Raw genomic sequence first — 21,107 nt, 5'->3', positions numbered from 1 at the left:
TTATAACTCATTTTGTGCAGTTTTTTCATCGACCTGCATTCCTTTAGGTATGGGTAGATTATGGAAATCGACGGCATTCGCTGACTTACCTTCTTTTAACTGATATACATAGGCCAAAATGGCTGCCACCGCCCGGAATAAATTATAGGGAATTGGCCGATCAACCTCCGCATTATAGTATAAAGCACGAGCCAATGGGGGCGCTTCGATAATTGGAATTTTATGCTCATTCGCTAAAGTTCGAATTTGCGCAGCCATAAAATCTGAACCCACTGCGATCACCATTGGTTCAGGCATCTCATCTGGCGAGTATTTCAATGCCACAGCAAAATGCGTTGGGTTAGTAATAACCACATCCGCCTCTGGTACCTTCTGCATCATGCGCTTTTGAGACATTTCTCGTTGCAATTGACGAATACGACCTTTAACCTCTGGGCTCCCCTCTTGCTGCTTATGCTCTTCCTTGACTTCCTGCTTGGTCATTTTCAATTGCGTGATATGTTGATGCATTTGGAAGGGTACATCAATCGCTGCTACGACTAATAATGACAAAGTGACAAAGATAAAAGCTTCAACAATCAATTGCGCAGAATGGGCTAATGCTTGCTTCGTGGGTTCTAAACCAATGCTTAACACTTCTTCGTAGGAGTGCCATAAAAAATACGCAGCAACCGCGGACACCAATACAAATTTAGCAAACGCCTTCGATAACTCCATTAACGCATTCATCGAAAACATTTTTTTAATGCCCGCAACGGGATTTAACTTACTGAGTTTAGGTGCCAAGGCTTGAGTACTAAAATTCCACCCCCCCAATAACATCGGTGAGATGACAGCAATAAGCACCATCAACGACAAAAATGGCAGCACCATCAAAATGGAGTGCGTCACCATTCCTAAAATCAAATTGGTGGCCATGGCAAAATCATACGCATGTGACCGATCAAAACTTAACCCTCGGGTAAAGATAGATTCGAAGTCACGTATCATCACATCGCCAAATAAATACAGAAATACCGCCGCGCCCAATGTCATCAACAAAGTTGTTAATTCTTTAGAGCGCGGAACCTGACCCTTCTCTCTGGCTTCTCGGAGCTTCTTATCGGAGGGTTCTTCGGATTTTTCAGTACCGTCTTCGTTTTCTGCCATTGTCTTAAGTCGTTAATTCAAGTTTTGAAAGAAGATCTATTGCAGCATTCAGCAGCAGCTGGAGGTTAGGCAACACTAAAGGCGTAATAAACAATAACATGATTAACCCCACTAATAAGGTGACTGGAAAACCAACTGCAAAAATATTCAGTGCAGGAGCGGCTCGTGCAATAACGCCAAATGAAACATTCACCAACAAGAGTGCAGTCACCAAAGGCAAGGCAATGGCCACCCCAGATTCAAACATCTGAGCACCAAAATTAAAAATGTGTTCTAGACTGTCTTGCGTAAAAAAATGCAAGCCAATTGGTAGCGTTTCAAAGCTTTGAATCACGGCTTTAAAGACCAAAACATGGCCATTCATCAGCAAAAACAGTAACGTCGCAATGATAGTGAAATAGCGCCCGATAATCGGGGTATTCACCCCGGTGGCGGGGTCAACCATACTTGCCATCGCTAATCCCATTGCCATTGAAGCCAAATGGCCGGCAATAACAAACGCCTGAAACACTACGGCAAAAATCAAACCAATGGCTACCCCCACGCCCAATTGCTGGACAATCAATAAGATACCATGCCAAGTAAAGGGGTCAACGGGTGGCGGAAGTGCTAAACTCGGCCCAACGGCTAACGTAATAAACACCGCCAAAAATAAGCGTATTCGAATCGAAACATAAGAACCAGAAAACAGAGGAACCATTAGCAACATACCCGACAGACGCACAAAAGGCCAAAAATATAGGCCCAATAACTGCATAAATTCTGTATAACTAAAGGTCATATTGCTTGCCTATGTTTTCAAAGTTAGCCCGGATGTTTCATAAAATTAGTGCTAATGTGTGAAATATTCGGTTTGATAGACTAGCCAATAAAATTTGGAATGTTCTCAATTAACTCTCTTGAAAAGGAAATCAAAGTTTCCAACATCCAATTACCAGCAACCACTAACACCACTCCAACAATGGCAACTTTTGGAATAAAGCTCAATGTCATTTCATTAATTTGCGTCGCCGCTTGAAACATCCCAACCAATAAACCGACTGCAAGCGCAGGTAATAATAAAGGCGCGGCCAACATCATTACCACTTCAAGCATTTTTTGGCCAATACTCAATACCAACTCAGGTGTCATTAGATACTGCCTCCCGAAACCACAAAGCTATTTGCCAAGGTTCCCATAATGAGTGCCCAACCATCGATTAACACGAACAACATGATTTTAAAAGGTAACGAAATAATCATCGGCGACAACATCATCATCCCCATCGACATCAGTAAAGTTGCCACCACTAAATCAATAATTAAAAAAGGAATGAAAATTAAAAACCCAATTTGAAAAGCCGTTTTTAATTCACTGGTCATATAGGCTGGAATCAGCACCTTAAAGGGAACTGATTCCGGATCAGTCAATTGAATGTCCGCCATTTCTGCAAACATGCCTAAATCATCGGCACGCGTTTGTTGAATCATAAATTGGTGAATCGGCACAGACCCCAGCTCCACCGCCTCTTTAAAAGGCAATTGTTCTTCAAGATAGGGGCTGACCGCTGTGTCATAAATTTTATCAAGCACGGGAGACATAATGAAAAGTGTTAAAAACAGCGCTAAGCCGATTAATACTTGGCTCGAAGGCGTTTGCATGGTACCCAATGCTTGACGTAATAACGCTAGCACCACAATAATTCGCAAGAAAGAGGTCATGGCAATGAGCGCGGCTGGTAATAGGGTCAACCCGGTCATTAACAGTAATATTTGAATGGTTAGGGTGTAATCTTGATTTCCTGCCGCATCCGTCTCAACGGTAAAGGCCGGCACACCAGGTTCTGCCACTGCCCATAAGGGTAGAAACAACAAAGCCAAACTCACAATTGCTTGCAATGCTCTCATGATGCTGGCTCATCCATTGGGGAGGATTTTTTTCGATTCATGGCTTCTTGAAGGCGCGCAGCAAAAGCCCCAGAAACCGGCCTCTCTGATTCCACTGAAACAGGTTCATCGAGTTCATAGAGCAGTGAAACGCGACTGGCCGTCACACCAATCAACAACTGCTGTTTACCCACCGACATCAACACGACTCTTTCACGTTGACCCAGGGTCATCACACCCAAGACCTTCATTTGTTCCCCTGCAACGCCATTGATTCTACCAAACCGTTTTAACAGCCAAGCGGCGGCAAAAATAATCAATAAAATAAAAATCAGCGACATGGCAATTTGTCCCAGATACTGGCTGGGTTCTAATGATGCTGAGGCACTCACAGGATTGGCGTCACTGGCAGCGGCCACACTCTGCATAGAATAGCTAATAAGCCCCCAAAATAACCAGGCCTGGTGGTTTTTGATATTGACAAAGTTCATGGGGATTTATTGTAAAGGATAACACTGAAAAGTGACAGCAATTAAAAACGGATAATCACTCAGAATGATTTTTCGGCAATCACAAAGGCAATCGCATAATGTTTTTCATCACTCAAGCTAATCGACCACTGAGTGATGCCCAAGTTTTCTGCGATTTCTGCTGTTTTACCCGTTAATTGAATCAAAGGCTGACCCAATTCGGAATGGGTAATTGTCATGTCAGCAAAACTCACGCCTTGGCGAAACCCCGTTCCCAGTGCTTTGGCAATCGCCTCTTTCGCTGCCCAACGCTTGGCGAGAAAATGAATCGGCTGGGCATGTTTGGAAAACTGAAGCTGTTCTTGGAGTGATAGCACTCGACCTGAGAAGCTATCAGGATGCTTTTGATAAAGACTTGCAATCCGCGCAATCTCGACCAAGTCGGTTCCAATGCCCACCACCATTTGAATGCTTACCCTAAATAGCTCTGCTGGCGTGCCGCAATCATTAACCGCTTCATTTCAGAAACCGCCTGTGGCAAACCTGAAAAGACTGCCTGAGCAATAATGGCATGACCAATATTCAACTCTTCAATGGCTTGAATCTCAGCAATCGCCTGTACATTATGATAATGCAACCCATGACCCGCATTGACGGTTAAACCTAATGACACAGCCAAGTCGGTTGCCTGACGAATGCGCTCTAGCTCCGCTGCAATCTCGTCTGCTTTTGTCAATTCAGCATAATGGCCGGTATGAATTTCAATGACGGGCGCACCCACCGCATGGGCGGCTCTGATTTGCGTTTCATCCGCGTCAATAAACAACGAAACCCGCGTACCATTGTCGGCAAGTTTAGCACAATAATCCGTTAACCAAGGCTGTTGTGACGCCACATCCAAACCACCTTCAGTCGTCAGTTCTTCTCGTTTTTCAGGCACCAAACACACATCTTCAGGCTGACATTTTAATGCGATATCTAACATTTCAGAAGTGGCAGCCATTTCCAAATTAATTTTGGTTTGACGCAATGCCGTGAGTTGGTAGACATCCGCATCCTGAATATGGCGACGATCTTCACGTAGATGTAACGTAATACTGTCAGCACCAGCCATTTCAGCGTCCAATGCCGCTTTAACTGGATCTGGATAACGGGTACCACGCGCTTGACGCAAAGTGGCAACATGATCAATGTTCAGTCCCAAAAATATTGGATTCATTTAGTTTCCTTTATTGAAACACCTTCGCCAAAACCTCGGACAAAGGCAATAGATTAAAAATTTAGCCGCCATTCTTACAATGAAAAAAGACGCATAAAGACGTTAGATGCCTGCTTGAAATAGCGCTCTTGCCTGAATGGGTTGCTTTCCTAAAAAAGGGGCTAAACAGTAACGGAACAAAGTTTTCCACTCTTTTAAACACGCTTCACAATACTGCTGATCCGCAAACTGTTGCAGACAGTGCCCGGAGACAATCACGCCTTCCGTCGTCTGGGTAAACGGTTCAGGGAAAAGCCCCAATTCCAAATGAAATAGATAACGTTTTTCAGCAGAAATGGGCGAATCGTAATAATCCTGAGACAAATCCAAAGCCACCCCCAGCTCAGTCAATAACGCATATTCAAACTGCCGTAATGCCCAGGCCTGGGCATTACGTGACGATGCGATAGCTAAATCATATAGTGATTGCTGATAAGCCTGAAATAATTCATTAGATTCAATTGAAGGGTATAAAACGCGATACAATAATTCGTTTAAATACAAACCACATAAATTACTCTCGCCCATCAACGGAAATCGCATTGAAGCGGGTTCAAAATGATAAAGCGCAATTAAATCCTGAGCAACTAGCGCTTTTTCTCGCCAACGAATTTGCACCCCTTGAAAAGGTTGCAACCAAGCCTGTTTTGCCTGGGCGGATTTTGAGGCACTACGAACCCCTTTTATAATGGCATTTTGTTTGCCATGTTGCTCGGTAAAAAATGTCACCAGCAGACTGGTTTCTCGATAAGGGCGCCGATGCAAAACAAATGCAAGCTGTTCAACCTGTGCTGCCAAATCGTTAATTACCGATGATCTTCTGTATAACCCAAACTGGCCAAGGCTCGCTCATCATCCGACCAATTTTCTTTGACTTTTACCCACAGTTCTAAATGCACTCGACCTTCTAAAAGTTGAATCAAATCCTTGCGCGCTTGAATGCCCATTTGCTTAATTTGTTCGCCCTTTTTACCAATCACGATCTGCTTTTGACCAGGTCGTTCGACTAAAATCAACGCATTGATATGCCAACGGCCTTCGGCTTCATCAAACTTAAATTGTTCAATTTCAACCGTCGCACCATAAGGCACTTCCTCTCCTAAGGTGCGCATGAGTTTTTCGCGAACAATTTCCGCCGCTAAAAAACGCGTTGATCGATCGGTAATATAATCCTCTGGAAAAATCGCCGCTTGTTTGGGTAAATATTTTAATATTTCACTTACTACCGCAGGAAACCCTGACTTGGTGTAAGCAGAAATAGGGATCAGCGCTACAAAATCAAGCTTTTCACCTACCTTTTGTAAAAAAGGAAACAGCTCTTCCTTCTTTTTAAATTTATCAATTTTATTCACTAATACGATAACTGGAACATCCGATCTGGCACATTTTTCAGCCACAGCCTGATCTTCTTTAGACCAACGCCCAGCTTCAACCACAAATAAAATCACATCCACATCTGCGAAAGCACTGTTTGCAGCACGATTCATATAACGGTTAATGGATTTTTCACCACTCAAATGCATTCCCGGCGTATCAACAAACACCATTTGTGCCTGGTCAGTGGTATGAATGCCATGAATTCGATGACGTGTCGTTTGAGGCTTGGCCGAGGTAATGCTCAGTTTTTGCCCTAACAGGCCGTTCATCGTGGTTGATTTACCCACATTAGGCCGACCAATCACCGCAATAAAACCGGCTTGATAGTCAGTTGCTATTTGCTGTTCGTTATCTTGGGTCATGACTTTTCCTCTAAAACTGACAGCGCTTCTTCTGCAGCCAATTGCTCCGCTTTGCGACGATTGGTCGCAATCGCTTCAAATTTACGATTCAAAGTCTCAACATAACAGCTCACCGTGAATTCCTGAGCATGCGCGGGACCATTGACACTGATGACCGTATATTCTGGCAAGGCTTCTCGGTTAGACTGCAAAACTTCCTGTAATCGCGTTTTTGGATCTTTTCCAACCATCGCTGGATCCAGTTTTTGTAACCGTTCCGCATACAACCTTAACACCAATTGACGACAGGCATCCAACCCCCCATCTTCATAGACTGATGCAATAATCGCCTCGACCGTATCCGCAATAATGGAGGCTCTTCGATAGCCACCGCTTTTCAGTTCACCCGGCCCTAACATCAAGAAATCTGACAGCGAATATTCCTTGCCAATTTTAGCAAGCGTTTCGCCTTTTACTAAAAAAGCTCTGATACGACTTAAATCACCTTCGGAAATATTATTAAATTGATGATAAAGCACATCCGCAATAATGAAATTGACTAAGCTATCCCCTAAGAACTCAAGGCGTTCATTATTCTTAGCGCCCATACTACGGTGAGTAAGCGCTTTTTTAAGGTGCTCGATATCCTGGTACTCGTAGCCTAACCCTTTCGATAAACGCTGAAGTTTTACCTTTTTCTCAACGTCAGACATTCTATTGAATCCCTTGTCCAATCCGATTGAAGTTCAATCCTTGATCCCAGTTCATCCAGATACCAAAAGCCTTACCCTTTAAGTTTTTCTCAGGAACAAATCCCCAAAAACGACTGTCATTACTGTGATCTCGGTTATCACCCATCATAAAATAATGCCCTTCTGGCACGACCACGGTTTGTAAATCTTGACCCGATTTTTCTTGATCGATTAATATTTGATGCGATTCACCTGAACCAACAAACTGCTCTTTAATTAAAGACGCGCCGGTCATCATTTTTCCAGAAGCCTCACCATGATAAACCCCTTTATAAAGTTGCTTTACTGGCTTGCCATTAATAAATAAGGTTTTTCCTAAATAGGCGATTTCGTCCCCCGGCAGCCCAACCACACGCTTGATGTAATCGACATCGGGATCATTAGGATACTTAAACACCACCACGTCGCCACGTTCAGGCAAATCAATGGAGATTACTTTGGTTTGAGTAATCGGTAGTTTAATGCCATAGGCAAACTTATTCACAACGATAAAATCGCCGATTTCTAATGTTGGATACATGGAACCTGACGGAATTCGAAATGGCTCTAAGATAAAAGAACGCAATACCAGAACAATCACAAAGACTGGAAATAACGAACGTGCGTACTCAACAAAAACAGGTTCTTTTTCTGTCGTTACCGAACGTTCACGTTTCGGACGCCAGACACTACGGTCAATATAAACAATCACCCCGGCGATAACGGTGATAATGACTAAAATGAGTTCAAAGGTCATTGGAAATGTCTCTTAATCTTCTTCGGAGGTACTTAATACAGCTAAAAAGGCTTCTTGTGGTAACTCGACACTACCAATCGATTTCATGCGCTTTTTACCTTCTTTCTGCTTCTGGAGCAATTTTTTCTTACGCGAAACATCGCCACCATAACACTTTGCTGTCACATTTTTACGTAAGGCTTTCACATTACTACGACCGACAATTTTAGCACCAATTGCAGCCTGAATGGCGACATCAAACATTTGTCGTGGAATAATCTTACGCAATTTTTCAATTAAACTCTTTCCACGTTGAACCGCTGTTGCACGATGCACAATAATCGCTAGCGCATCAACTGGCTCACTATTCACCAAAAATTCCAACTTAACCAAATCATCAGCCTGGAAACGACGGAATTCATAATCCATTGACGCATACCCTCGGCTCGTCGATTTCAAACGATCGAAGAAATCCAACACCACTTCATTGAGGGGTAATTCATAAACCATTGAAACCTGATTACCAAGATATTGCATATCCTTCTGAAACCCACGTTTTTCAAGGCAAAGTTTCATTACCGCGCCCACATATTCATTGGGTACTAAAATATTGGCTTGAATAATCGGTTCACGGATTTCTTCGATATAGGTTTGATCCGGCAGGCTAGATGGATTGTCGATCTCAATCACTTCCCCTTTTTTGGTCAGCACCTGATAAATAACCGTTGGTGCCGTGGTAATCAAGTCCAGATTATATTCGCGCTCTAACCGTTCTTGAATGATTTCCATGTGCAACATGCCCAAGAAACCACAACGAAAACCAAACCCTAATGCATCAGAACTTTCAGGTTCAAAATACAAGGCCGCATCATTTAAACGCAATTTACGCAAGGCTTCCCGTAAATCTTCAAAGTCTTCGGAACTAATCGGAAACAACCCAGCAAAAACGCGAGGTTGAACCGGCTTAAACCCAGGTAAAGGTTCTGTCTCGTAACCCGAAGCGGTAATGGTATCCCCGACTGGAGCACCATCAATGTCTTTGATACCTGCCACAACATAACCGACCTCTCCCGCTGACAAAAAAGCTTGCGGGGTTCTTTTAGGCGTAAAAATCCCCACATCATCAACCATAAACTCCTCTTTGGTCGATAGGATTTTCATTTTCATTTTTTTGCCGATTTTACCGTTAATCACCCTGACCAAGGAAACCACGCCCAGATAATTATCAAACCAAGAATCGATAATCAAAGCCTTGAGTGGCGAATCCAAATCCCCTTGTGGTGGTGGAATCTTTTGTACAATTTCTTCAAGCGTTTCTTTAATGCCAATACCCGATTTTGCACTAGCATGAACTGCATCATGCGCCTCAATACCAATAATTTCTTCGATTTCATCCACCACCCTTTCAGGCTCTGCGGCAGGCAAATCGATCTTATTCAAGACCGGTAGCACTTCTAACCCCTGCTCTATCGCCGTATAGCAGTTTGCAACCGTTTGCGCTTCAACCCCTTGTGACGCATCCACCACCAATAAAGCGCCCTCACAGGCAGCTAAGGAACGGGATACTTCATAAGAAAAATCCACATGACCCGGGGTATCGATAAAATTGAGTTGGTAGGTTTTACCGTCATCGGATAAATAATTCAAAGTCACACTTTGCGCTTTAATGGTTATCCCACGTTCTTTTTCAATATCCATTGAGTCCAAAACTTGGGCAGCCATTTCCCGGTCGGTCAAACCGCCGCATAAATGGATAAAACGATCTGCTATCGTCGATTTACCATGGTCAATGTGAGCAATAATTGAAAAATTACGAATCTGTTCAAGCTGGTTTGACATTCAAGCCTCAATGTTAAAAATAGCATTTATCAAAAGTTACAAAAAAGGGTGTCTAAAGACACCCCCCTTTAAAATAAAACCGGGAAATAGCAATCGCAGTATTTTACGCTATCTGGATAAAAATCTCACGGCTTTAGTTGAGAACCAATGGCAAAAAGACGGAACGATTGCCTCGAACAATCCGAACAGGAATTGAACGCCCTTTAGGAGCAGCATCAATAATTTCCATTAAAGCCGATATGGATTTTGCTGGTTTAAAGTTCATCGTCACCAAGATATCACCTGGCAAAATACCCGCCTTATGGGCAGCACTATCCTTTTCAACCTCAGCAACACCCACCCCAAACGGCAAATTCAACTTAGTCAAATCTTTTGATGGCACACTTTCTAGAACCACACCCAATCGATTACTTTTCGATTCAGCGCCATTTAAAGCGATCTGCGTTTCATCCAAAGATTTTAATCTGACAGTAATGGATTTATAAGAACCATTACGAAGCACCTTCACTTCTATCGGTGTATTGACATGAGAAGCCCCCACAACTGGCGGAAGATCTGCCGATTTCTCAATCGCACGACCATCAAACTCAACGATAATATCGCCCGGTTCAATACCCGCTTCAGCCGCAGCTGAATTTTTGCCCGTTGAGGTCACTAAAGCACCCATAGGACGTTCCATATTAAACGACTTGGCTAAATCGCCGGATACTTCTTGAACGCCAACGCCCAAGAAACCACGGACAACTCGGCCTTTTTCTTTAAGCTGCTCGGCAACGTCCATTGCAATATCAATCGGAATCGAAAATGACAGTCCAACTGAACCACCGCTGCGGCTGTAGATTTGTGCATTCACACCAACCACTTCACCCTGCATATTCAATAAAGGGCCGCCGGAGTTACCGGGATTAATCGGTACATCGGTCTGAATAAACGGCACATAAGTATCATCTGGCAATGAACGACCTAAGGCACTGACAATTCCGTGTGTGACGGTATAATCAAGCCCAAATGGTTCGCCTATGGCCATCACCCATTGCCCAACACGCAAAGCTTCCGATGACCCTATCTTTGCAACCGGTAAATCCTCTGCTTCAATCTTCAGCAATGCAATATCAGAACGCTCATCTGAACCAACCACTTTGGCTTTAAGCTCACGACGATTATTCAATTTCACAATCACGTCATCTGCATCGGCGACAACATGATGATTGGTAATAATATAGCCATCTTCAGAGATAATAAAACCGGATCCGAGTGAGCTGACCTGCTCTCTTGGCGCCTGCCCTTGAGGCGGATGACCTTTTCCATTTGGAATGCCAAAAAAGTAGCGCAACATTTCTTCGGGCATGCCTCTAAACTGAGGCGGAACCTGTGGTTGTTCGATTTTTTTCAGCGTACTGATATTCACCACAACCGGACTATTCTCTTCGGCTAGCTGTGAAAAATCAGGCAACGTCACCGTATGCTTTACCACTGCCGATTGTGCTAAAGCCGGGTTCAATGCTAATAACAATAATAAACACCCACCCAAAAAACCAACATTAAAATGCTGTCTCGCCTTCATTCTTGCTCCTTTTCGATATTTGATCTACGAATGATTCTATGTAATCTCGGTAGCTGGGGACGATAAAATCGTCGCGTGATCGACCAGCCTAGCGCCAACCCAAATACTGCACCAAAAGCAGAATAGAGGTCAGTCGCTGCATTACTGTGTGCATCACTACCCCATTGGAACAGCAACGCGCCCGTAAAAAGACCTAATAATGGTAATCCATACGCCATGACAGAATGATGAATTAACCGTGACTCATCCATTGAGAGTTCCACTTCATCACCGGCCTGAACCCCCAAAGAATTGTCGACCGCAACCGGTGTCGTATTCACAGGTGAGAACAGTTTAGACAACACGGAAGTGCCACAACTTTGTTGGGATTGACAACTGTGACAACCACTCGTCCTTTGAGTAATCACATAGGCCTTATCCGCCTCTACCGACGCTACCCAGCCTTTCGCTAACAAAAGTGTCGAAACCTCTTGCGCGTCAAATGGCTGGCTATCTAGTTTATTTTTTGGATCCATACTCAATCCTATCCATTCATTTCGATAAAGATTATGGTAACATTATTTAAATATTCAAGCCGCTCGCACTCTGATCTTTAGCAACAACGGGAACACTCTTGGCACACAACCACCATCACTCAGATATTTTGGTCATTGGCAGCGGCATCGCCGGGCTTTCCATTGCCCTCAAATTAGCACAGCATTTCACCGTCACTGTTACCGCTAAAGCCTCGTTAAATGAGGGCAGCTCTGTCTATGCTCAGGGCGGCATTGCTGCGGTATTAGACCCGTTTGATTCGACAACATCGCATATTAAAGACACCATGGATGCAGGTGCGGGAATTTGCGACCCCAACATCGTTAAATTAGTCGCCGAAAAAGCAGCGGATGCCATCTACGAACTCATTGAAATGGGCGTGGCATTTAGCAAACAGACCCAATCAGATGCCTACCACCTCACCAAAGAGGGAGGTCACAGTCATCGCCGGGTTATTCATGCGGCTGATCACACAGGCAAAACGGTTACTAAAACACTCCTGGAACTGGTACAGGCGTCGCCTAACATTACCCTTTTACCCAATCACATGACCGTTGATTTAATCCTGTCAAAATCCAAAGACCGCTGTTTAGGGAGCTATGTTTTAGATCAAGACAACCAGCAAGTGAAAACATTAACATCGCGTTACACGGTACTTGCAACAGGCGGCGCAAGTAAAGCTTATCTCTATACCAGCAACCCTGACACCTCTACTGGCGATGGCATTGCAATGGCTTGGCGAGCTGGCTGCTCGGTTACCAATATGGAATTTAACCAATTTCATCCAACCTGCTTATATCATCCTCAAGACCGCTCTTTTTTAATCTCAGAAGCGGTTCGAGGGGAAGGTGGCATCTTAAAACTGCCCTCTGGCAAAGCCTTTATGGCTCAATATGATGCTAGAGCCGACCTTGCGCCTAGAGACATCGTTGCCAGAGCGATTGACCAAGAAATGAAAAAACACGGCATTGATTGTGTCTATCTGGATATTTCCCACAAACCTGCCGACTTTATCATTCATCATTTTCCAACGATTTATGCTCGCTGCTTAAAAGTCGGCATCGATATCACTCAACAAGCGATTCCGGTTGTCCCAGCCGCCCATTACACCTGTGGTGGCATCACAACTGACAAAACTGGCCAAACAGACATTCCAGGCCTATTTGCCATTGGTGAAACCGCCTATACAGGTCTACATGGTGCCAACCGACTCGCCAGCAATTCGCTGGTTGAAGGATTGGTTTTTGCCGAATTGGCTTATCATGAAATTAAACGTCAATTGAACCCATCAGAACCGATGGTCGACATAGAATCCGTTCGAGACTGGGATGACCGCTACGTTACGACCCCGAAAGAGAAAGTGTTAATCAGTCATGACTGGGATGAAGTGCGTCGCATTATGTGGGATTATGTCGGCATCGTCCGCACCGACAGGCGTTTGAATCGAGCGCTAAAAAGAGTGGAAGTGTTAAAAATTGAAATTGAAGAATATTATCGGGCGCACACCCTGAATGCAGACTTACTAGAACTCCGAAACTTGGCTCAAGTCGCAGAGCTGATTATTAAGAGTGCCTTACAGCGCAAAGAAAGTCGCGGTTTAAACTTCAACCTCGACCACCCAAACCTCAAAGAACCCAGCGCGCCAACGCAGTTAATACCCAGCGCCCAAAAAGCCTGAAGCCAACCAACATCAAGCTGTGTCACTAACCGCTGCCTGCTAAAACACACATCAACCATTGCGTAATGGCACCCCTTCTTCTGCCTGAGATATCTGCTCTATCAATCCTTCCGAAGCCAGCTTATCCAGATCAATCACGATCACCATTTGGCCTTTATTACTTTTCGCTTCACTAATATCCACCGAATCTTTTGCATCCGCCTGTTTCTGATTCTGATTCTGATCAAAAATGGTGGTTAACCCTTGGATATATTGACTATCAATTGTATTTGAAATATCAGGTGGTGCTTGTAAATTATTCAAATCAAACTGCTGAACATCGGACACCGCGTCCACCACCAAACCAACGGTACGCTCAGAACTTTGTGTCATGACATTCACAACGATGACAACCGTGGTCGCACTAAAGTCCGCCGGTAGTTTAAAACGTTCTCTTAAATCAATAATGGGTACCACCGTACCGCGAATATCGATTACCCCCTTAACGAAGACCGGAACATTGGGCAAAGGATTCGGGTCTTGCCAACCTCGAATTTCCTGAACACGATCAATCGCAATGGCAAATTCTTCTTTTTTTAACCGAAATGTTAAAAATTCTTTCATTAATTCCGACATGGTCATCCTCATGAGTAACGCTTATTGAAAGAGATATTACAGCCTCAACCCCAGTTTATCAATCCTTAATTACAACAGTGACTGTCGCAGGCCAAACGAATTAAAACTTCAATGTATAATAGTCACCAACATTAAACGAAAAGGAATCCTCATGAACGCAGATTGGAAAAGTTTTTTGACCGAACTCGGTGCCCAATTTAACGATCAAAACGAAATCACCACCTTCGGTCAACCCGATATAGAACGCTTTATGATTAAAAATGGCCCAGTGATTGCCAGCCTTGCACACCAAGCACTCATTAAGGTCAGTGGACAAGATGCCTTTACCTTTTTGCAAGGCCAACTCAGCAACGACTTAAGCCAAGTAACCGATCATCAAGCACAACTTACCAGCTATTGTGAACCGCAAGGAAAAGTGCTCGCCACCCTTACCATTTTCAAACAAAACGACAATTTCTATCTAACGTTTGATGGTTCCCTAGCCGAAACCATTTTTAAGCGCCTTAACATGTTTAAAATGCGTTCAGACGTCAGCTTAGAAAACCTATCCGATGAATGGGTTCAAATGGCTTATGCGGGTGAATTTGCAGACTTAGACGTACAGCGCCTACTCTCAACAAAAATCAAAAACACCTATGAAGTTCAACCACTCGAATCAGCCGACCTCTCAAACATTACGGCCGTTAAGATTCCTGGCCCTTATCACTGCTACCAATTTTTTGGGCCTGTCGAGCAATGTAAACTGTTGTGGCAACAACTGAAAAACAATGGTGAATACACCAACAACCAAGACTGGAAACTCACTCAAATTGTCAGCGGACAACCGCAAGTTAATCACGCGACTTCAAACGAATTCATTGCCCAGTTTCTTAATTTAGACAAACTCAACGCCATTAGCTTTAAAAAAGGCTGCTTCCCTGGGCAAGAAACCATTGCCAAAATGCACTACCGCGGCAAAGTCACCAAGCGAATGCTACGACTTCGCTTTGAGGAAAGCGTCGCTCTTGAATCTGGCGAATCGTTTAAGTTGATTGATGAAGCTGACCGAAATTATAAATTCACCACCATTCTGTCAGCTGAAGATATTATGAAAGGGTCAATTTGTTTGGCGGTCACCACCTTAAAACCGTTAGAAACCGCCCAAGGCCAACTCAAAACCGAATCCGGTATTGAGGCTAACCTAGAACCGCTCCCCTATCCAATTACTGACGAAGAATAACGCCAATCCAACCAAAACGACCAGGCTAGGTCGTTTTGGCATCCTTTTGTGGTAACGAAGCGTAGATTGCGTCGAAACCAGCGTCTTGCTATGTTTCATTGGCTACTTCAATTAAATTTTTATCTGGGTCTCTAAAATAGAAAGATCGTATTGAGCCATTTGCACCTGTTCTTTCGACTGGACCTTCAATTTTGTCTACACCACATTTCTTGACGTGATCAATCGCTTCAGTGAGTGGTGTAATTGTAATAAAGCACAAATCAGCAGAGCCTGGTACAGGGTGATTTGCTTTTGGCTCAAACTCACTTCCAGCCTCATGAAGATTTATTTTTTGATTTCCATACTTCAAAGCCATACGGCCTTGCCCAAACATCTCTTTTTTCATGCCCAGCACAGACTCATAAAAGGATATTGTCTTCTCAATATCCTTTACCGTTAATACCAAATGGTCAAGATTCCTTATTTCCATCCGATTCCTTTGCCATATAACCAAGCCGCTAAGCTTTGGCACAGTAAGGTCGATATTTTATTAGGTGATTTTTTTCCATTACAAGTAGGAAATCATATTCATCTGAGTTTCCTTGTTATCCTATTTAGGCAATTGCTAAATACACACCGCTCAGCGCAATGGCACCACCAGCAAAGCGACTTACTGTATGCAAATGTGTTTTTTGCATAAGGGCTCCCAAACCTAAACCTGCCATATGGAGCATTGCTGTCGCCAAAGCAAAGCCAACTGCATACGACACAGCACTTATTGACTCCGGCATTTCAGCACCGTGGGCATGACCATGAAAGATGGCAAACAACCCGACAATTAAGCTGCTATATACGAGTGGAACCTTAAAGGCACCCGCAATCAACATGCCCAAGATCAGAATTGAAACCAAAATCCCTGCTTCCACAAACGGAACGGGAAGCCCCGTAAACCCAAGAACGCCCCCTAAGACCATAACACCAACAAATGTGCAAGGAACAACCCATAATGCCCGACCGCCGATCTGTATTGCCCAGAGTCCCACAGCAATCATTGCCAACATGTGGTCTACTCCTCCAATAGGATGCCCAAATCCGTGCATTAAACCAGTGGTTTCACCTACACCGATATGAGCAAAGGCCAAGCTCGGAAAAATGAGCAACAACACAAAAAATTTCAATACTGATTGATTCATTCGCTTTTCCCTCTAGTTAAAAGAATGTTTGTAGATTAATTTAAAACCTAACAATTCAACTAAGCCGCCGCGCGTTAGCGCAGTCCGCTTGAGTGCATTGTGAGGTTCTTGGAATTACAAATTTTGAAAGCTTTACGCCTTTGCTGATTTCGGTAGCGTAAGATTCATTGATATTTGCTGCCTTTTCGATAGATTTCATTGATTCATTCGAATTTTTAATTTCAGTTGCATATTTGATTCCGAATAAATGAATCATGACAACGGTCTCACCATCGTTCTAGTTGAAATACCTATCGTGCAATTGTTCACCTAGCCCACACAATGTCATTTAAAACCTTATTTAAAATTTATAAACCTAACATTTAGTATAAGGCACTTTTGCTTTGATATATTGTATTGAACGTTTTTTCGGGTTGTTTTACGTTTATATTGCAATGACCTGTTAATTTGGCAGGTTATACGGTATTACCCAAGTTTACGGGCGCAATATAAATTCGCTTTTAAAATAGTACATTAAAGAAATTAGTATTGCTAGGTGAATTGCGTAATACGGTATGGATTGTGGATTGTAGTTAATGGTTTTTCAGTTAGGGTGTTTAAAAATACCCAGGCCTGGTTGGATTTTGATGACCAAAGTCCCATAATGCAAAAAGCCCGTTAATACGGGCTTCTTGGTTTTCGAGCGGTGTTAAACTCAGCTTATGCTTGACGCATGTGCGGAAATAACAAGACATCTCGAATGGTGGGTTTATCGGTAAAGAGCATCACGAGGCGGTCAATACCAATCCCCTCTCCCGCTGTCGGTGGCATGCCATGTTCCAATGCGGTGATGTAATCTTCATCATAATGCATGGCTTCATCATCGCCGGCATCTTTTGCTTCCACCTGCGCTTTAAAGCGCTCGGCTTGGTCTTCAGCATCATTCAACTCGTTAAAGCCATTTGCTAATTCGCGCCCACCGATAAATAATTCGAAACGATCGGTAATAAATGGGTTATCGTCATTACGACGCGCCAATGGTGACACTTCGGCTGGATATTCGATAATGAACGTTGGGTCCATTAACTTTTCTTCTGCCGTTTCTTCAAAGATTTCCGTCCAGATTTTACCTAAACCGTAACTGTCTTCCACATGCACCTTCAAGGATTTTGCCAGTGCGCGTGCTGATTCTATATCATCCAAGTCTTCAGCTGTCGCGCTGGGATTGTATTTTAGAATCGCATCTTTCATGGTTAAACGGGCAAACGGCTTACCGAAATCAAATACTTGCCCTTGATAAGGCACTTGTGTTGAGCCGACTGTCATTTCTGCCAATTGTTTTAGCAGCTCTTCAGTGTAGTCCATTAACTGATGATAATCACTGTAAGCAGAATAAAATTCCACCATGGTAAATTCTGGGTTATGGCGCGTGGAAAGCCCTTCATTACGGAAGCTTCGATTAATTTCAAAGACTTTTTCAAAGCCGCCAACCACAAGACGCTTTAGATAAAGCTCAGGCGCAATACGCAAGTAAAGCGGCATATCCAATGCATTATGGTGGGTATTGAATGGCTTGGCGGTTGCGCCGCCCGGAATGACGTGCATCATCGGCGTTTCAACTTCCATAAAGCCTTTTTCGATCAAAAAGGTACGAACATGCTGAACAATTTTTGAGCGCATTACAAAGGTGTCACGGCTTTCTTCATTGACGATCAAATCGACATAACGCTGGCGGTATCTGACTTCTTGATCTTGCAGACCGTGAAATTTATCGGGTAATGGACGTAAGGATTTAGTAATTAATTCAATATGTTGAACATGAACCGATAGTTCACCGGTATTGGTTTTAAACAAATACCCTTCTGCACCAACGATATCGCCTAAATCCCATTTTTTAAATTGGCTATTGTAAAACCCTTCCGGCAACTCATCTCGGGTGACATAAAGTTGGATGCGGCCATGCGTATCTTGCAAGGTTGCAAAACTGGCTTTACCCATAATCCGACGCATCATCATACGCCCTGCGACCTTCACACGAATGGGTTCCATTTCGGCTAGCTGCTCTTTGGTCAGTGCATCATATTGTTCATGCAAATCACTTGAGACATCATTACGTCGAAAAGTATTGGGGTATGCTTGCCCCATTTCACGCAAAGCGGTTAGCTTAGAGCGTCTTTCTGCAATAATTTTGTTCTCATCAACTTCTGGGGTTTCAACATTTGCCATGTTATGTCCTATTTCAAAATAGTAATAATTAGTGTTTTACCAGACCTTCACGGCTTAATTTGCCCAGGCCTGGGTGTTTTTCTATCAATTGGGGACTAAATTCCCGCTTTTAAACTGGGGATAATGAATTGGTCTAAATCGCCATCCAAAACCGCATTGGTATTGCCGGTTTCCACATTGGTTCGCAAGTCTTTAATTCTGCCAGAATCCAATACGTAGGAACGAATTTGACTGCCCCATCCTATGTCCGACTTACTCTCTTCTAGCTGCTGCTTTTCAGCATTGCGGCTCAACATTTCTAATTCATAGAGTTTGGCTCGAAGCTGCTTCATCGCCTCTGCTTTATTTTGATGCTGTGAACGACCATTCTGGCACTGCGTCACGGTATTGGTCGGCAAATGGGTAATGCGCACCGCCGATTCTGTTTTGTTTACGTGCTGCCCGCCTGCACCACTGGCGCGATAGACATCAATTCGAAGGTCTGCTGGATTAATATCCACCTCAAAACTATCATCAATTTCAGGGGAAATAAAGACTGAGGCAAAGGAGGTATGGCGTCGATTTCCCGAATCAAAGGGCGATTTACGCACTAAACGATGCACGCCAGTTTCGGTTCGTAACCAACCAAAAGCATAGTCACCTTGGATATGCACGGTCGCGCCTTTGATACCGGCCACATCCCCTGCAGAAACTTCTAAAATTTCTGCTTTAAAGCCGTGGCTTTCAGCCCAGCGCAAATACATACGCAAAATCATATTCGCCCAGTCTTGAGCTTCCGTACCACCGGAACCCGATTGGATTTCCAAATAGGCATTATTGGCATCAAGTTCACCCGAAAACATTCTTTGGAACTCAAGCTCATCCAGTTTACCCTCTAAACGAGACAATTCCGAAATGACCTCATCCACCATTTCTTGATCGGAGTCCATTTCGGCCATTTCCAAAATTTCTTGCGCCGAAGCTAAACTGCTTCCTAACTCATCAATGGTCTCTACCACTTTTTCAAGCTGGGACTTTTCTTTGCCGAGGGCTTGCGCTCTTTCAGGTTCATTCCAAACCGTTGGCGACTCCAACTCTCGAATAACTTCGACTAATCGTTCTTGCTTGGTATCATAGTCAAAGATACCCCCTAAGCACTTGAGTGCGCTCAATAAAATCTTTAATCTGAGTGTAAACGGGATTTAATTCCATAGTGCCTTTTCAGCTTTCAAAATAAAAAGCGGAATAATAACATTAATCACAGCATTTATCAGCCAGTGACATCAGGTTTTAACAACTACTTTGTCAATTTTTTAAAAAAAGTGCTCAAGTTAATATTAAAGTGGCCGTTAACAACTATGGAGCCTAACACTTTTCAATCTGGCCATTGAATTTGTACATAAAAATAATGATAATTCAAATTAGATTAATCAAAAAGCTCCCTTTGACTAGAAAAGGAAAATGCCATGTCTACACCAACCATTCCAGCCATTCCAGCCGGATATAATGTATACCAGAAACATTCGGCACAAGACTCGAAAATGGATTTTGGCGTCAGCAACGCACAAAAAAATCAAGCAAATAGCCCACTGACTGCTGACCAGGTAACCATTCGTAATGACAAACAAGCGAGCCTAGTCGCTCACCTTTTTGGCGATCCAAACCAATCTATTGAAAGCACCTTAAAGATGACCTATCAAGCGGCCATCGATAAATTAAACGAAGCCTTAACCCCACAGTTAGGTGAAAATGCAATCAGTGAAGAAGCCTTGAAAAAACAAGGCGGCATGGATTATTGGACACCTGAAAACACGGCTGGCAGAATTGTCAATGGCGCAACCGCTTTCCTACCGGCTTTTCAAAAAGCGAATCCAGATTTAGAAGGTGAAGCCTTAATGACCAAATTTATGGATGTGGTCGGTGGTGGCTTACAACAAGGATTTGATGAAGCCCAGGGCATTTTAAGTGACCTGAAAGTCTTTGACGGCAAAGTCAAAGACACCTTTACCGCAACCACAGACCTAGTCAACAAAGGCATGGAAAACTTCAGACGAGAATTCTTAGGATTGCCACCTTTAGATGAAGCTGAAGCAACAGACAATCAAACAGAAGAAAAAGTTGAAGTAGAACCAACTGCTTAATCCCGTAAAACTCCCGCCCCCAAAGCCCCATAACGGGGCTTTTTACTGAGTACTATTCGAAATAGGACGGGATAACCACTGAAAAAAATTAAACTTGAATATACACAACTTCCTTAAGACCAAAAGTTGAGTTCACTGTTTTCAAACATCTCGGTACAAACATTACAAACTCAGCATTCAGGGTTTTTCCACTAGTTTTCTGCAAGGCTTTAAACTTGTCTGTAATTTATTAAA

General features: G+C 43.4%; 22 protein-coding genes. 3 read left to right on the top strand and 19 right to left on the bottom strand.

Going from position 1 to position 21,107, the window contains the following annotated elements:
* From flhB to CYQ88_RS03530, 14 genes are all read right to left on the bottom strand, one after another.
* Entirely contained in the window at positions 1 to 1,149 is a 1,149-nt protein-coding gene (flhB, locus tag CYQ88_RS03595; protein WP_101839977.1) for a flagellar biosynthesis protein FlhB, read from the bottom strand.
* 4 nt (positions 1,150 to 1,153) lie between these two features.
* Positions 1,154 to 1,930, bottom strand: coding sequence for a flagellar biosynthetic protein FliR (gene fliR, locus CYQ88_RS03590; protein WP_101839976.1), 777 nt, complete (start codon positions 1,928 to 1,930; stop codon positions 1,154 to 1,156).
* 80 nt (positions 1,931 to 2,010) lie between these two features.
* Positions 2,011 to 2,280, bottom strand: coding sequence for a flagellar biosynthesis protein FliQ (fliQ, locus tag CYQ88_RS03585; protein ID WP_101839975.1), 270 nt, complete (start codon positions 2,278 to 2,280; stop codon positions 2,011 to 2,013).
* A complete protein-coding gene (gene fliP / locus CYQ88_RS03580) occupies positions 2,280 to 3,035 on the bottom strand; it encodes a flagellar type III secretion system pore protein FliP (RefSeq protein WP_101839974.1) in 756 nt (251 codons plus the stop codon). The genes fliQ and fliP overlap by 1 nt, the downstream gene beginning before the upstream one ends.
* Positions 3,032 to 3,505, bottom strand: coding sequence for a flagellar biosynthetic protein FliO (fliO, locus tag CYQ88_RS03575; protein ID WP_101839973.1), 474 nt, complete (start codon positions 3,503 to 3,505; stop codon positions 3,032 to 3,034). The genes fliP and fliO overlap by 4 nt, the downstream gene beginning before the upstream one ends.
* A gap of 59 nt (positions 3,506 to 3,564) precedes the next feature.
* Positions 3,565 to 3,948, bottom strand: coding sequence for a holo-ACP synthase (gene acpS, locus CYQ88_RS03570; RefSeq protein WP_101839972.1), 384 nt, complete (start codon positions 3,946 to 3,948; stop codon positions 3,565 to 3,567).
* Positions 3,949 to 3,956: 8 nt separating this feature from the next.
* A complete protein-coding gene (pdxJ, locus tag CYQ88_RS03565; RefSeq protein ID WP_101839971.1) occupies positions 3,957 to 4,703 on the bottom strand; it encodes a pyridoxine 5'-phosphate synthase in 747 nt (248 codons plus the stop codon).
* Positions 4,704 to 4,805: 102 nt separating this feature from the next.
* A complete protein-coding gene (gene recO / locus CYQ88_RS03560; protein ID WP_101839970.1) occupies positions 4,806 to 5,540 on the bottom strand; it encodes a DNA repair protein RecO in 735 nt (244 codons plus the stop codon).
* 8 nt (positions 5,541 to 5,548) lie between these two features.
* Positions 5,549 to 6,481, bottom strand: a complete 933-nt coding sequence (gene era, locus CYQ88_RS03555) for a GTPase Era (RefSeq protein WP_101839969.1) — start codon at positions 6,479 to 6,481, stop codon at positions 5,549 to 5,551.
* Positions 6,478 to 7,173 carry a ribonuclease III gene (rnc, locus tag CYQ88_RS03550; protein ID WP_101839968.1) on the bottom strand — a complete coding sequence of 232 codons (696 nt, stop codon included), beginning with the start codon at positions 7,171 to 7,173 and terminating at the stop codon, positions 6,478 to 6,480. Before rnc ends, era begins: the two co-directional genes overlap by 4 nt.
* A gap of 1 nt (position 7,174) precedes the next feature.
* Positions 7,175 to 7,948: a signal peptidase I gene (lepB, locus tag CYQ88_RS03545; RefSeq protein ID WP_101839967.1), complete on the bottom strand. Its 774-nt coding sequence runs from the start codon at positions 7,946 to 7,948 to the stop codon at positions 7,175 to 7,177.
* Positions 7,949 to 7,960: 12 nt separating this feature from the next.
* Positions 7,961 to 9,766: a translation elongation factor 4 gene (gene lepA, locus CYQ88_RS03540; protein WP_101839966.1), complete on the bottom strand. Its 1,806-nt coding sequence runs from the start codon at positions 9,764 to 9,766 to the stop codon at positions 7,961 to 7,963.
* A gap of 133 nt (positions 9,767 to 9,899) precedes the next feature.
* Positions 9,900 to 11,330 carry a DegQ family serine endoprotease gene (locus CYQ88_RS03535; protein ID WP_101839965.1) on the bottom strand — a complete coding sequence of 477 codons (1,431 nt, stop codon included), beginning with the start codon at positions 11,328 to 11,330 and terminating at the stop codon, positions 9,900 to 9,902.
* Entirely contained in the window at positions 11,327 to 11,845 is a 519-nt protein-coding gene (locus CYQ88_RS03530) for a SoxR reducing system RseC family protein (protein WP_101839964.1), read from the bottom strand. The genes CYQ88_RS03535 and CYQ88_RS03530 overlap by 4 nt, the downstream gene beginning before the upstream one ends.
* Positions 11,846 to 11,943: 98 nt before the next feature.
* Here CYQ88_RS03530 and nadB point away from each other — a divergent pair, with 98 nt between their 5' ends.
* Complete coding sequence (gene nadB, locus CYQ88_RS03525) at positions 11,944 to 13,542, top strand: L-aspartate oxidase (protein WP_101839963.1); 1,599 nt, start codon at positions 11,944 to 11,946, stop codon at positions 13,540 to 13,542.
* Positions 13,543 to 13,593: 51 nt separating this feature from the next.
* Here the strand turns inward: nadB and CYQ88_RS03520 are convergent, their stop codons facing one another.
* Positions 13,594 to 14,157 carry a chemotaxis protein CheW gene (locus tag CYQ88_RS03520; protein WP_101839962.1) on the bottom strand — a complete coding sequence of 188 codons (564 nt, stop codon included), beginning with the start codon at positions 14,155 to 14,157 and terminating at the stop codon, positions 13,594 to 13,596.
* A gap of 151 nt (positions 14,158 to 14,308) precedes the next feature.
* Between CYQ88_RS03520 and CYQ88_RS03515 the strand changes: the two genes are divergently transcribed.
* Positions 14,309 to 15,376, top strand: coding sequence for a folate-binding protein YgfZ (locus tag CYQ88_RS03515; RefSeq protein WP_101839961.1), 1,068 nt, complete (start codon positions 14,309 to 14,311; stop codon positions 15,374 to 15,376).
* Between the two features lie 88 nt (positions 15,377 to 15,464).
* Here CYQ88_RS03515 and CYQ88_RS03510 read toward each other — a convergent pair whose 3' ends face one another.
* The 4 genes from CYQ88_RS03510 to prfB all read right to left on the bottom strand — a co-directional run bounded on the left by CYQ88_RS03510 (position 15,465) and on the right by prfB (position 19,944).
* Positions 15,465 to 15,845 (bottom strand): VOC family protein, encoded by a 381-nt coding sequence (locus tag CYQ88_RS03510; RefSeq protein ID WP_101839960.1) that lies wholly within the window; start codon positions 15,843 to 15,845, stop codon positions 15,465 to 15,467.
* Positions 15,846 to 15,969: 124 nt separating this feature from the next.
* A complete protein-coding gene (locus CYQ88_RS03505; protein ID WP_101839959.1) occupies positions 15,970 to 16,548 on the bottom strand; it encodes a HupE/UreJ family protein in 579 nt (192 codons plus the stop codon).
* 699 nt (positions 16,549 to 17,247) lie between these two features.
* Positions 17,248 to 18,753, bottom strand: a complete 1,506-nt coding sequence (lysS, locus tag CYQ88_RS03495; protein ID WP_101839957.1) for a lysine--tRNA ligase — start codon at positions 18,751 to 18,753, stop codon at positions 17,248 to 17,250.
* Positions 18,754 to 18,848: 95 nt separating this feature from the next.
* Positions 18,849 to 19,944 (bottom strand): peptide chain release factor 2 gene (gene prfB / locus CYQ88_RS03490; RefSeq protein WP_101839956.1). Its coding sequence is split into 2 segments (ribosomal slippage): positions 18,849 to 19,871 and positions 19,873 to 19,944, totalling 1,095 coding nucleotides; the frame shifts between segments, so codons are not numbered across the junction.
* A gap of 254 nt (positions 19,945 to 20,198) precedes the next feature.
* Here prfB and CYQ88_RS03485 point away from each other — a divergent pair.
* Positions 20,199 to 20,873 (top strand): DUF5610 domain-containing protein, encoded by a 675-nt coding sequence (locus CYQ88_RS03485; protein ID WP_233188799.1) that lies wholly within the window; start codon positions 20,199 to 20,201, stop codon positions 20,871 to 20,873.
* Positions 20,874 to 21,107: the final 234 nt, after the last annotated feature.

Source organism: Hydrogenovibrio sp. SC-1, assembly GCF_002848135.1.
In the GTDB taxonomy this organism is placed as follows: domain Bacteria; phylum Pseudomonadota; class Gammaproteobacteria; order Thiomicrospirales; family Thiomicrospiraceae; genus Hydrogenovibrio.
The sequence above is the reverse complement of the archived record's forward strand: the minus strand, read 5'-3'. Positions and strand labels throughout refer to the sequence as shown.

Bases quoted from the DNA above. Each gene is read 5' to 3' on its own strand.
- lepB (WP_101839967.1), bottom strand. From the start codon at position 7,948: ATGACCTTTGAACTCATTTTAGTCATTATCACCGTTATCGCCGGGGTG.
- rnc (WP_101839968.1), bottom strand. From the start codon at position 7,173: ATGTCTGACGTTGAGAAAAAGGTAAAACTTCAGCGTTTATCGAAAGGG.
- lysS (WP_101839957.1), bottom strand. From the start codon at position 18,753: ATGGCAAATGTTGAAACCCCAGAAGTTGATGAGAACAAAATTATTGCA.
- era (WP_101839969.1), bottom strand. From the start codon at position 6,481: ATGACCCAAGATAACGAACAGCAAATAGCAACTGACTATCAAGCCGGT.
- CYQ88_RS03530 (WP_101839964.1), bottom strand. From the start codon at position 11,845: ATGGATCCAAAAAATAAACTAGATAGCCAGCCATTTGACGCGCAAGAG.
- fliP (WP_101839974.1), bottom strand. From the start codon at position 3,035: ATGAGAGCATTGCAAGCAATTGTGAGTTTGGCTTTGTTGTTTCTACCC.
- CYQ88_RS03505 (WP_101839959.1), bottom strand. From the start codon at position 16,548: ATGAATCAATCAGTATTGAAATTTTTTGTGTTGTTGCTCATTTTTCCG.
- CYQ88_RS03520 (WP_101839962.1), bottom strand. From the start codon at position 14,157: ATGTCGGAATTAATGAAAGAATTTTTAACATTTCGGTTAAAAAAAGAA.
- CYQ88_RS03510 (WP_101839960.1), bottom strand. From the start codon at position 15,845: ATGGAAATAAGGAATCTTGACCATTTGGTATTAACGGTAAAGGATATT.
- fliO (WP_101839973.1), bottom strand. From the start codon at position 3,505: ATGAACTTTGTCAATATCAAAAACCACCAGGCCTGGTTATTTTGGGGG.
- lepA (WP_101839966.1), bottom strand. From the start codon at position 9,766: ATGTCAAACCAGCTTGAACAGATTCGTAATTTTTCAATTATTGCTCAC.
- acpS (WP_101839972.1), bottom strand. From the start codon at position 3,948: ATGGTGGTGGGCATTGGAACCGACTTGGTCGAGATTGCGCGGATTGCA.
- CYQ88_RS03515 (WP_101839961.1), top strand. From the start codon at position 14,309: ATGAACGCAGATTGGAAAAGTTTTTTGACCGAACTCGGTGCCCAATTT.
- fliQ (WP_101839975.1), bottom strand. From the start codon at position 2,280: ATGACACCTGAGTTGGTATTGAGTATTGGCCAAAAAATGCTTGAAGTG.
- pdxJ (WP_101839971.1), bottom strand. From the start codon at position 4,703: ATGAATCCAATATTTTTGGGACTGAACATTGATCATGTTGCCACTTTG.
- fliR (WP_101839976.1), bottom strand. From the start codon at position 1,930: ATGACCTTTAGTTATACAGAATTTATGCAGTTATTGGGCCTATATTTT.
- flhB (WP_101839977.1), bottom strand. From the start codon at position 1,149: ATGGCAGAAAACGAAGACGGTACTGAAAAATCCGAAGAACCCTCCGAT.
- CYQ88_RS03535 (WP_101839965.1), bottom strand. From the start codon at position 11,330: ATGAAGGCGAGACAGCATTTTAATGTTGGTTTTTTGGGTGGGTGTTTA.
- CYQ88_RS03485 (WP_233188799.1), top strand. From the start codon at position 20,199: ATGTCTACACCAACCATTCCAGCCATTCCAGCCGGATATAATGTATAC.